This window comes from Microcoleus sp. B3-D7, from assembly GCF_036705305.1.
GTDB lineage: Bacteria > Cyanobacteriota > Cyanobacteriia > Cyanobacteriales > Microcoleaceae > Microcoleus.
This window is the reverse complement of the sequence record NZ_JAUBUE010000084.1, coordinates 1-11,569: the sequence shown is the minus strand read 5'-3', so window position 1 is coordinate 11,569 and position 11,569 is coordinate 1. Positions and strand designations below refer to the sequence as shown.

The 11,569-nt window shown below is 46.0% G+C and carries 9 protein-coding genes; 3 read left to right on the top strand and 6 right to left on the bottom strand.

Annotation, left to right across the window (positions count from 1 at the left end):
- Nucleotides 1-55: 55 nt before the first annotated feature.
- Complete coding sequence (locus tag QUB25_RS28605) at nt 56-1,654, bottom strand: NACHT domain-containing protein (RefSeq protein WP_333188707.1); 1,599 nt, start codon at nt 1,652-1,654, stop codon at nt 56-58.
- A 483-nt stretch (nt 1,655-2,137) separates the two neighbouring features.
- On the opposite strand from QUB25_RS28605, the gene QUB25_RS28600 reads away from it, so the two are divergent.
- Nucleotides 2,138-2,494 carry a hypothetical protein gene (locus QUB25_RS28600; protein ID WP_006631047.1) on the top strand — a complete coding sequence of 119 codons (357 nt, stop codon included), beginning with the start codon at nt 2,138-2,140 and terminating at the stop codon, nt 2,492-2,494.
- A gap of 43 nt (nt 2,495-2,537) precedes the next feature.
- Here the strand turns inward: QUB25_RS28600 and QUB25_RS28595 are convergent, their stop codons facing one another.
- The 3 genes from QUB25_RS28595 to QUB25_RS28585 form a co-directional block, all read right to left on the bottom strand.
- A complete protein-coding gene (locus QUB25_RS28595) occupies nt 2,538-3,515 on the bottom strand; it encodes a YegS/Rv2252/BmrU family lipid kinase (protein ID WP_333060346.1) in 978 nt (325 codons plus the stop codon).
- A gap of 180 nt (nt 3,516-3,695) precedes the next feature.
- Nucleotides 3,696-4,424 (bottom strand): DUF3891 family protein, encoded by a 729-nt coding sequence (locus QUB25_RS28590; RefSeq protein WP_333188705.1) that lies wholly within the window; start codon nt 4,422-4,424, stop codon nt 3,696-3,698.
- A 145-nt stretch (nt 4,425-4,569) separates the two neighbouring features.
- Entirely contained in the window at nt 4,570-6,174 is a 1,605-nt protein-coding gene (locus tag QUB25_RS28585) for a metallophosphoesterase (protein ID WP_333188703.1), read from the bottom strand.
- Nucleotides 6,175-6,795: 621 nt separating this feature from the next.
- Here QUB25_RS28585 and QUB25_RS28580 point away from each other — a divergent pair.
- Nucleotides 6,796-7,962: an RNA-guided endonuclease TnpB family protein gene (locus QUB25_RS28580; RefSeq protein ID WP_333188701.1), complete on the top strand. Its 1,167-nt coding sequence runs from the start codon at nt 6,796-6,798 to the stop codon at nt 7,960-7,962.
- A 47-nt stretch (nt 7,963-8,009) separates the two neighbouring features.
- Here the strand turns inward: QUB25_RS28580 and QUB25_RS28575 are convergent, their stop codons facing one another.
- The gene (locus QUB25_RS28575; protein WP_333188699.1) at nt 8,010-9,065 is read right to left on the bottom strand and encodes an alpha/beta fold hydrolase; all 1,056 of its coding nucleotides are present in this window, start codon (nt 9,063-9,065) and stop codon (nt 8,010-8,012) included.
- Nucleotides 9,066-9,448: 383 nt separating this feature from the next.
- Here QUB25_RS28575 and QUB25_RS28570 point away from each other — a divergent pair, with 383 nt between their 5' ends.
- Nucleotides 9,449-10,627: a DNA cytosine methyltransferase gene (locus QUB25_RS28570; protein ID WP_333188697.1), complete on the top strand. Its 1,179-nt coding sequence runs from the start codon at nt 9,449-9,451 to the stop codon at nt 10,625-10,627.
- A gap of 24 nt (nt 10,628-10,651) precedes the next feature.
- Here the strand turns inward: QUB25_RS28570 and QUB25_RS28565 are convergent, their stop codons facing one another.
- The gene (locus QUB25_RS28565) at nt 10,652-11,377 is read right to left on the bottom strand and encodes a hypothetical protein (protein WP_333188696.1); all 726 of its coding nucleotides are present in this window, start codon (nt 11,375-11,377) and stop codon (nt 10,652-10,654) included.
- Nucleotides 11,378-11,569: the final 192 nt, after the last annotated feature.

The window sequence follows — 11,569 nt, the reverse complement described above, 5'->3', positions numbered from 1 at the left end:
AATCAAAAACCTGACCAATTATCATTGGTTTAACTATCGTTGATTTGTTAGTATTCTATGATAACCGGATTTGGTATAAAATGGTTGTTGATGCTTGCAGTTCTGCATTTAACAATGCCCGTCCTTCCTTGGCTTCAGGAAAGTATTCAGTACGGCAAGTGAGGATGACTTTTGCGCCGGGAACGACGGTTTTTGCTAATTCCCAAAAGTTGTTAATCATTTCCTGCCGATCGCACTTAGCGGCCATTTCATCAAAACCATCGAAAATTAGCAGAAATTTGCCCATGCGATTCAGTTGTTCAAAGGCCGAATAACCCGCCAAAGGTATCTCGTGCTTGCGAAAGAAAAACTCGGAAAATAGCGACTCGACGCTAACTGCTTTCGCGTAATCTCGCCAAGGAATTACTAACGGCAAACGCGGACGTTCTAAGCCGCGCTTTTGAGCATCTCGGTAGCGTTGCAGCGCCATCCAAGCATAGTGCATCGCAAACCAAGTTTTCCCGGTTCCAAATTCTCCTAAAACTGAAATGTGTTCTTTTACTGGGTCATTCAACCACAGGTCAATATAACCTTCGATCCAGCCATCTCGCCCGTCATAATGACTCACGCCTATCTTGCGGTGAGTATCGGGGTCAATTTCTTCTTTCGTACAGGCTAGCGGCACATATTTGGTATCAATTTCTCGGCGAGTAATTTCTGTTTCTAGCCAATCCAGATAAGCGGTGAAATCGGCATCTTGGTCGAGTAATTCATCAAAAGTATAGCAAGCTAAATTAAGATTTTCGGCTTTCTCTACCTCATCTCGCGCGGCGCGACTGATGCGGCGGGCTGTGACTAACCACCCTTCATCGGTGCGCTGTCTTTCCACCGACTCGCGCAAAGCTGAGATGTCTCTGAGTCCCGCTTCTCGGGCAATTCCGCGCACTAAAATGCGATCGTACCGATTGCGTCTGACGGGAACATTGATAATCCATTCAAAATAGTTATCTTCCCAAATTTCATATTTCTCAAACCGATAACTTAATGTTTCAAACCAACCTCGAACTTGTTGCGATAAAATAAAAACTTTAGACTTTTGAATATTAGTTGATGCTGCAGCGGGAAGTGCGGGATAATCTTCAGCTTCCAGTCGTGCAAATTCGGTGCGAATTCCTTCGATAGTGGGGAGGCGTTCGATGCGATCCATTACCATAGATAGGCGTTTTTGCAAAGAGGCGAGCGCATTTCCCACCATCACATCTCCCAGCGTCCGCGTCCGCTTTGCTACTTCCATAAACACGGCGGCAAATGCCATGAATTCCCGTCGGGGGTCAATGCCTAAATCTCGAATTTCTTTGCCTAAAGCACTCTCATTCAGATATTCATCGCCTGCTTGAATTAAAATGGCTGGGCTATCGGACTCGAAAGCTTTGCGAAATGCTGATTCAATCTCTTTTTGGCGAAACAGTTCTAAAATCTGCTTCGGTTTACCAGCGCCGTATTCTACTAAAGTATAAACATAAACTCCGCTAAAATCTGCGGGCGGAGCATCCGGATCGAGGTTAAATCTTTTTAATAATTTGATGACAGCTTCGTTGCGCTGAAGCTTGTCTTTGATAGTGCCGAAGGGAATTGCCGTCAGGAGGCTGATAACTAAGTCGAGACTAATTGGCATGATTTAGGCTTTCCTGTTTTTCCGTGGAAGTAATGCTCAAATCTAGAATCGGTAGGCTATGTCCCTGAAATGCGCTGCGGGCGATCGCAAACTGCTCTAATTTTATGTTAACCCATCAGCCAACTGTCGCGCACTGACAGTCCGAGATTCGCACAATCCGAGATTTGCCATCTTCCTACAGTAATCTAACAGTGCGAGATTTGCCATCTTCCTACAGTCCGTCAGGGGTTGAAACCCCGATCGTACTGTCGGATTATGCGAATATTTTAACCCCGGCCGTACTGTCGGATTATGCGAATATTTTAACCCCGGCCGCAGCATGGGAATATAGTAAAAAATATTAGCATTTTTTAATTTAGATGACCACTATAATTTTGAGAAAAAACCGACATATCTTGTAGTAAAGATAGCTCTGATATTAGTTGTAATTTCCAATTTTTAAGAGTTAAAATGTAGATAACTAACAAATAAAATTTGCTATCTATGAAAATACAATCTTCTGTCTTAGTCCACCTAGGATTTGGCAAATATGTACGCTCCGACCGAGTAACAGCAGTAATACCAATTGAAGAAGAACGGGGGCCCGGTCGGCGCACTTTCGTGCACGTAGACGGCGAAGCAGACCCGATCGTTGCTTCGCGCGCCGAAGATACCATTGTTCGCGATTTGGTGCAGGAACCGCGCGAAATAACTCAAGCTCGGCAGCAACAAGAAATCCTCCAAGATTTGCTGGCCGATTTGAGCAATGTTAACGTCACCGTGCGCCGCATCAGCCGCGATGAAGGCGGACTCGATCTCGAACGTTTGGAGCGCCGCATTCGCCAAATCTTAGACGCCTAAAAATAAAAGACCGCCCGCGCGGTCTTTCTTATTGTTTGTATCGCTAAAAATTTTCATCTAAGGGTTTCAATGTAATTTCGATGTCCGCTAAACCGGTGAGTTTTTCTACCACGGGATCTTCTTCAACTCGCGGTACAAAAATAGTTAAACCTCCCGGAACGCACTCAATAGAAACCGGAGTCATGCCGATGATTTCGCCGTCTACAACCACTTTTTGAGGCGGATCGGCACTAATTGTTACTTTTTTTGCCCGCAAATAACCGATGTCGTCGCGATCCGTAGCATTGCCGCTCAAAGCTGTTTGCAATAGGTGATAAGAAGCTGCGATCGCCCCAGCTTTATTCTGAGGCGCCACCAGCGTCACGTCCAGCAAGCCGTCATCAAAAATAATTCCTGCCGGGCCTTGAGCTAAAATGGAAGTAGGTGGCGCTGCATTCGCCACGGTGACGGCCACAGCAGTAAGGCTGATAATTCTATCTTCGGTTTCGATTTCCGCTTCAAATCTTTCTAAATTGTTTAACTGTTTAATTCCTGAAAGAATGTAAGCCAGCATTCCCCAGCGATTCTTCATTTCGCGATCGGCAAGTTCGACGGTTTCCGCCTCAAAACCGACTCCAGCTAACAAAACCATCGGCATTTCACCGTTGCAAATCGCCGCATCCACCACCCGCGTCAACCCTCCCAAAATATTTTCGCAGGCGGTTTCAATTGTATTCGGAATCTCTAAAGCATTAGCAAAAGCATTAGCCGTTCCCCGCGAAATAATTCCTAAAGGAATATTTGTGCCGACAATCGCCCCAGCAACTGCGGATAATGTGCCGTCGCCCCCGCAAGCAATAATTGCCTCAACTCCTCTATCAACTGCTTCGCGGGCGATTTGATCTGCGTCTAATTCGGGGGTTGTCAGCCGAATGTCTAAGTCAATAAGAGGCTCTAAAAGTTCCTGAATTTTAGCTAAGTCTTGGTCGGGGTCGCTGTTACCGGCGACGGGATTGAAAATTAGGCAAGCTGAACGTTTCATCTTTGGTAATTGGTAAGGGGTAATTGATAATTGGTAATTGCTCATTGATAATATTATGTCCGGTCAATTGGCAACAATCAAATTGGTTTGTAGCGAGAACTCAAGTCCTCATCAAACTCGCTGGGACTTAAGTTCTCGCTACAAACCTAGAACGGTGCAGTATTTGTGCTAGAGGTTTAATTAAGACTTGACAAAAGTCCACTCTAAGACTTCGCGGGGAGCTTTGTGCAACGCTTCCTTGATTTCCTTGTTGCTGTCGAACTTGACTTTATCCAAAAGGCACGCTTCGACGTTCACCGTAAACTTATCTTCTTCAAAAGGCCAAGGAGTTACAGTCACGAGTTCGTTGCTGTGCTGTACAATATCGTAGCGCTTGCCGTCCGGGCCGACACTAATTTCTAAAGCTCGTTCTCCGGCGGGTAACTCGCGGCTGCAAAGAATTAATGAGAGCCGATCGCACCACTGGAAAAAAGCATAAGCTGCCTTAGCATCTTCCTCGGAAATTTGCAACTCTTTGCGCCATTTTTTTTGATTTTCCAGTTGTTCGTCCAAAAATTCGTCGAGTTCCTTCGACTCTCCCCGCTTTCCTTCATTGAGATAGCTCATGTGCATAGAAATCAGCATTGCTACCCACCTACCACGATATAGGGAATTCTCCGTCATGGCTTTAATTTTAGGCAGAGAAGTTTCCGTCTGCAACGTAAAATCAAAGGGCGCGCCCGCTTCAGTCAAAATATTTTCTTCCCACTCTTTCTCCAAATCATCGTGATGCGAAATCGCGGCTATGGTTTCGTAGAGGCGAAGCGGAGATTTCGAGCGCTTCCACTGTCCTCCAAGTTGGGCGGCGAGCAAAGCATGGGCGCGGTGGTAAATAATTTCCCAGCCGGTAGCGGTTAAGTTAGCAATCATTGAATTTTTGTCCTGAACTAAATTGATACAAGTATTTTGTGCGAGCATTCGGCTCTCGATCGCCTCTAACCTTAAAAAAGGGGGAACCGGAATCTGTCAAAGTCCACCTTTTTAAGGGCGATCGAGACTTGCAGAAAAACGAAAGTTAAATCACAAAAGGTTCGATCGAGATCTCCTGCCATTTCCCCTCAAATCGTTCCACAACCATAGGTCGGATGCGGAACTTCGGGGGACACCCGTCGAGAACATCAATCCGCAAACACGAATAAGGACGGCGTTTGTGGGAACCTTGACCGCTGCGGCCGACAAATAGCAAAGATTCCGCTATCCGCCGAGCGGCTTTTTCCGATCGCCCGCCCTCACGCGCCAAGCGATAAGCTTCTGGACTCAATGGTTCCTGCAACATCGGCCCTTCCGGGCGCTGGCGGCGGAGACTGTGGCCGCTTCCCCCGCAGACAATCCAATTAATCCCGGAGTCGCCGTGTCCGGTATCCCCAGTCCGCAGGTATTCCAAACAGTGAGCGTGGCCTGTCAGCACCAAATCTACTAGCGGACGACCCCGCGCCACATCCCCAACAGCATCGGCCACCCCGTCGAGCACCTCGCGCAATCGCAACCGAACCGCCAAAGTTTGGGCTTGATTCCACTTTGTCGCCTCAGTCACGTAGGGGGGGTGGTGCAGGTAAATTACCCGCCCCCGCACCTCGGAATCGCGCCAAGAGTCAATCAGCCTTTTTTTCAGCCATTCGAGCTGTTCAACGTCGGTGGCGGCTGTTTTGTCGGGCGACAGTTGTTTGTCAATATCCATCAACATTTCGTCAACTTGCTCTAACTTGGCGGCTAAGTCGTCTAGCTGTTCGGCTTCCTCGGGAATTTGGGGGTTGAGCCGATCGCACATTTCGATCATTGCCAATTTTTCTTGTTCCAACTTCTGGCGATCGAGTTCCAAATTCTGGCGGCGAATGTCGCCCTGTTTGGTTTTCGGGATCGGTAAGGGCTCGTTGAAGGTGTTGGAGTCGAGGGCGAAGAAGTCAATGCCGCCGCTGCGGAAGGTGTAGTAGCGGTTGGGTAAGCGGGTAAAGCGTCCGGGTTGGTAGCGGATGCAGCGGCCTGTGCTGGTGCTGGCGGTGTAGTGGGCGTCTAGGTGGCGATCGAGCTCTCCCGGCAATTTGTGAGCTTTGAGGTAGTCGAGAAAGGCTTTGGCGTAGGTATTTCCGCGATCGGAACCGTGCCAGCCGACATCGAGATCCAACTTGGAACCCAACAGTCGGCGCAACGGCAAAGCTGTCGCCGAAAGAATGCCGTAGACTATCGGCAAGTCGTAATAGTCGTGGTTTCCCGGTACGGGCAAAAACGGAAAATTAAACACCATGCGATCGTAGGCAATGCGAGAGGGATGCTCGCCGCCGACTATAAATTCTCGGTAGGGGCGAATAAAGTTTTGCAAGTAATATTCGCTGGAACCGACGAGATAAACGACATCGCCCGTGTGGAGGACGAAACGGCAAGTTTCGCGTTCGGAGACCATCTGTTCGGCAATCTGCCGCTGGGGATTGTAGCCGCGGTGGTTGCCCGTGCCGCTGTCGCCTACGACTAAAAACGAAAACTCTGGAGAGTCGGTGGTTGGAGATTCCAAAACCATCCGAGTTTGGTCGATTCCCCGATCGACGATCGATTTTTCTTGCCACCGCACCCGCTCGTTCATTTTGCGGATTTTAACTTTTATTTGCGGGTCGGAAACGAATTTCAATTCACCTCTTCTCCAAAATTGCTGAGTTCCTAGTTAATAGTGTAGCGATCGGGGGACTTTTTACCTCTCTCTAAAAGCTGAAAATCGAGGCCGGGTGGTCAGAAACCGGGTTTTTTAGGAGAATACTGCGTTAAAATCGACAGCCACGGCCAAAAACCCGGTTTCTTTAGTTTCTTTGGTTTGACGCGCAGGCAGTCAGAAACCGGGTTTTTGACGAAAATACTTCGTTAAAACCGATCGCCACGGCCAAAAACCCGGTTTCTTTGGTTTTGATGCGATCGCCCCGTATCTAAACTCAAATCAGGGCTGTGCAAATTATGCACAATTAAGTCCCAGTAAGCCATTCAGCTTTTGCCCAAATGTCTAGTAATTTTGCGAAATAGTTTTAAAGTTCTGGACTGGAGGGATTAAACCCCCTAATCTTTTCATCCTCGCAACTATAGGCGAGGAGTGTTAAGGTTTTATTTGATAATCTTAACTAATGTGAATGGGAAGTCCCGCGCTCTACCGAAGGTGAGCGTCGGGATGAAAATGAGCCAAAAAATAAATTGAGCGACAGCAAATCAATATCGTTTTTTTGTGGGCTATGATGATTTTATCGGTATTCTGCAACCTTGATAAATGTATAAAGCTTACAAGTACAGAATTTATCCCACAGATGAGCAAGATGTCTTGCTTGCAAAGTCTTTTGGCTGTTGGAGATGGTTCTGGAACTATGCTTTGAATCTATGTCAAGAAACTTACAAGAATACTGGCAAAGGACTATCTAGGGCATACATACAAGGCTTGCTCCCTGCACTCAAAAAAGAATACGAATGGTTAAAAGAACCTTATTCTCAATGCTTGCAGGTGGTTGCATTGAATTTATCAACTGCCTACAAAAACTTCTTTGACAAGAGGGCGATGCTGCCCAAGTTCAAAGCCAAGCATGGCAGGCAGTCGATCAGCTACCCTCAAAATGTCAAATTCGACGGTGACTATATCAACCTACCTAAGATTGGTTTAGTTTTCTGTCGGCGACATCGTGATTTTGAGGGCGATATCAAGACCGTTACCGTATCTCGCAACCCGGACGGCAAACACTTTGTTTCTGTTTTAATTGACGATGGGAAAGAACAGCCTGAGTTAGTCCCAGTAGATAAAGCTATTGGCATTGACGTAGGGTTAACTCATTTTGCGATTACCAGTGATGGTTCTAAGTTCGGTAATCCCAAGTATTTCGTCAAACGTCAACGAAACTTAAAACGTAAACAGCAGAAGCTTGATGGCAAAAAGAAAGGCCGTCAGAATCGAAAAAAGGCAAGACGGGCGGTGGCAAAAGTTCACTCCAAGATTGCCCGATGCCGGGAAGATTTTCTACACAAGCTATCCCGCAAGATAGTTAACGAAAACCAAGTTATTGCAGTGGAAAATCTCAACATCAAAGGCATCGTAAAGAATCATAATTTAGCCAAAGCCATTAGTGACGTTGGCTGGGGTATGTTCTGCACGATGCTTAAGTACAAGTCGGAGAGTGAAGGAAAACAATACGTTGAAATCGATAGATGGTTTCCTAGCTCTAAGACTTGCTATGTATGCCTAAATCGAGTTGATAATCTCACTCTTGATGTTAGAGCATGGAGTTGTCAGCATTGTGGTACTCACCACGACCGTGATGTCAACGCCGCCATCAACATTAGAAATGAAGCCTTGCGGATTTTGGCGTTAGGAACTAGCGCTTCTGCCTGCGGAGGGGATGTAAGTCGATCTGGTAAAACTTCGGTTTTGTTGGAGGCCCCGCCCCGTTGAATCAGGAAGCCAGCGCTGTACCACTTAAGTCGTCAGCGTCTGGTAGTTCACTCCACACTCAAGGCATCGAACCACTGTAAAATCCGATTCCATGCCCACCACCGATCGCTATCAGCAAATTGATGCTGACAACGTTTACTACTGATATGCCCAACATGACCGCCGTAGGCTGTCACCACTAATTCTAAGGCAGGATTGTTCGCGCTAATGGCTTGCAACTCAGGGACAAGCACCGGGTCAAACATCGGATCGTCGGCTGCATAAAGGATGAAAGTGGGTTTTTTGAGGTGAGGCAAAATGTGTAGAGCGCTGCTAGCGTCATAGTATTCTTCCACAGAGGAGAAACCTAACTGGCCAATTACCAGTTCGTGGTCAAAGCCCCAAATGCTGTTGGCGCGTTCAATAGCGGCTGGATCGATCGCCCCTGGATGCGTTTTAGCGATGTTTTTTGCTAGTTTTTTTAACTGTCGCGCGATCGCTTTTTCTAAAAATTTCCCCCACTCATCTTTAACTAGATAAGACAGAGAACGGTTCGAGTCCAAGCTGGGGCAAATCACCGCCGCGCCTGCTAGTTCTGACTCTTCGATCCCTAAGTCAGGCCCCCAATCTGCGATCGTCTGAGCTGATTTTACGGCCCACAAGGCTAATTGTCCGCCCAGGGAATAACCCGTGAACCAAAAAGGGGCGGGACATCCCATTTCTTTAGCAGCGGCAGCAATCCGAACGAAATCTTCGCCTTCGTATAGGCCATCAGAAGTCAGGGTGGGAGAGAGTTGGGCAGTTTTGCCGTGAGCTCGCCAGTCAAATAATACCACTGCACAGCCTTGGGCATAGGCTTTACGGCCTAGTAGCTTGAGATACCATTGATTATCCAGATCGCCAGTAATGCCGTAAGTGCCGACAATCGTATATCGGGGATTTTCGGGGATGGCCACCCAGCCGAAAATCGGGACTCCACAGGCGCCAGTAAAGATGTGTTCTCGGTAAGGGGGTTCTGGGTAAGGGATCGTCTTTTCCCAACCGCGACTAGCCCTTAATGCGGTGTACAACGTCATTAATATGCCGTTGTTCAGCAGCCAAGGTGGAGTATAGGCAATGGTCATAAGCGAATGTCGGAAATGTCTGTCTCGTTGGTGGGATTTTTTTACTTGACAGGTTGGCTATTCTAGCGAATAACCCTGAAAATCGCAATACTTTTTGAGTAAATGCACTCAAGGGCGAAGTCAAACCAAAATATTAATGGCTATTCATTTGGAACCATTTATTGGCGAATAGAGAAGAATGCCAGCTAACGAGGTTTAGCATATTGTAGCGGATCGCCCAAACTACAAAAACCTGGTTGCTTTCAGAAACAGGGTTTCTGAGTCTTTCATCCCCGCGCAGATGTACAATACGACGATCGCACTCTCCGACTCCAAGCGCGATCGAGCCCTACACCCTGCCCGAAATGGGCAACATCAGATAGAACGCAGTAAAAAAATATAAAATGCAAGCAATACAACTGTCTTTATTCTCAAATGAGTCAGAACCAATTCCTGCCAAAAAGCAGAAGAAAGCAAAATTAGGGCGTTACGAACGAATCCAACGCGAACTAGAAGCAAATGACTGCGACCCCTACAAGATATTCATTGATGTTGAATCTCAGTCACTGCCAAAATCCGACTATACATTTGTCGATCTTTTTTGCGGTGCGGGCGGCATGACCCAAGGTTTATTGCAAGCAGGTTTTCGACCAGTAGCAAGTGTTGAAATTAATGCCATAGCCTCGGCAACTCATACAAAAAACTTTCCCGATTGCCATCACTTGTGCGACGATATAAAAAACTTAAATCCCCAAAAGTTGCTCGCTGAAATTGGTTCGCCAGAAGTTCATGTTGTTGTAGGCGGGCCGCCGTGTCAAGGCTTCTCAGTTGCAGGAAAACGCGACCCCAACGACCCTGGAAATCGCTTATTTAGAGAGTTTGTCCGCGTTGTCTCTGAAATACGTCCTTGGTATGTTGTCATGGAAAACGTACCCGGAATATTGACTATACAAAAAGGAGCTGTTAAGCAAGCGATTTGCGAGGCTTTTCGGGAAATTGGCTATCCCCATATGTCCGTTGCTGTTCTTGAATCAGCCGCCTATGGAGTCGCGCAAATCAGGCCGCGAGCCATTTTTATTGCCAATAGATTTGGGATGCAAAATCCCTATCCGAAGCCGCAATTGTTGTCGGAACAATACAAAGCGATTGAGTCAGCAATTGATGATTTACCAGAGTATACTCCCATACCGGAAATTAACCACGAATGGACTCGTCATTCTGTTGAGTACATGGAAAGACTTGCTAAAGTTCCACCAGGCGGTTCTTTGTATGAAAGCTACGCCGATGCTTTCAAGCGACAGTATCCGGGAAAACCGAGCATGACTGTTAAAGAAAATCACGGCGGCACTCATATTCATCCTTATCTCAATCGCGTGATTTCAGCTCGCGAAATGGCTAGATTGCAAAGTTTCCCGGATTCATTTATTTTTGAAGGTTCTATGAAAAAGGCAATGTGGCAAATTGGAAATGCCGTGCCGCCCCGTTTAGCAGAGTGTATCGGTTTTGCACTTATTCCATATTTGACTGATATTGCTGTGAACAAAGCTAGTTTAGTTAATAAGTTCCTGTTCCAAAAATCTTAAATTAGTAAAAAACGTAAGCGCATCTCAGCTTGCTATTAATGGTTTTGTCTGACTCATAAGTTCATTAGCCTTCTCTTTCAATTTATCCACCTGTAATTTATCATTACCTACTGAAAATGATTCAAGCGCTTGCTTTAATTCTTTCAGTGTTTCTAAAGGTAAAGCTTGAGCTTTTAGTGATTGCTCCAAATCCTTCCTATAATCACCTAGAAGAGAGTCTAGAGCCTCAAAGTATCTTTTAATTTGTTGCTCCAATGATTGCTCAATCAATCGGTTAGATTGTTCTTGAATTTCTTCGAGTTTATTCTCAAAGAATTTAACTATTTCAGCCTTGAAAAGGATTAGGTTAACTCTATATATTTCTTTATATACAAGTTTGTCTAAGTCCACACGGAACCAACCAAAAAAGGTGCTAACTGCACCATAAATTGCGCTCAGTATTGGACTGTTAGCTACCATTGCCACTAAACGAGCAGCAAACTGCACCAACAAACCACCAAATGCTTCTTCTAACAATGCTGCGAGTAAATCAGATAACCCATACCCTCTGAATTCAAGATCGGGGGTATTCACTTCTATGTAAATATCAGCTAGCTTGAGTATATCTGGCTTAAAAATAACATCAAAATCTCTTTTTAACCGATCTTGAGCGCGTTCAATAATAGGCTTAGTTTCATTATCTAGTGACTCGGATAATTTTTTAATCCTGCTTTCAGTCTTTTTATCCGTCTCTTTACAAGCGACATCCAATTGACGTTCAATAATTTGCTTCGCCGAAGCTGCTATTTGCTCAGCGAATAGCTTGGCATCTTGCTTACTATCAAATTCAAATTCATCCTTATCTCTATTAAAGAAGTTAGATATGTCGGGTGCATCTCACTTTTGCAAATACATCAAGCGGAAAGTTGACCATTGAGATAAGCACAGCGCAGAGAAAGGATA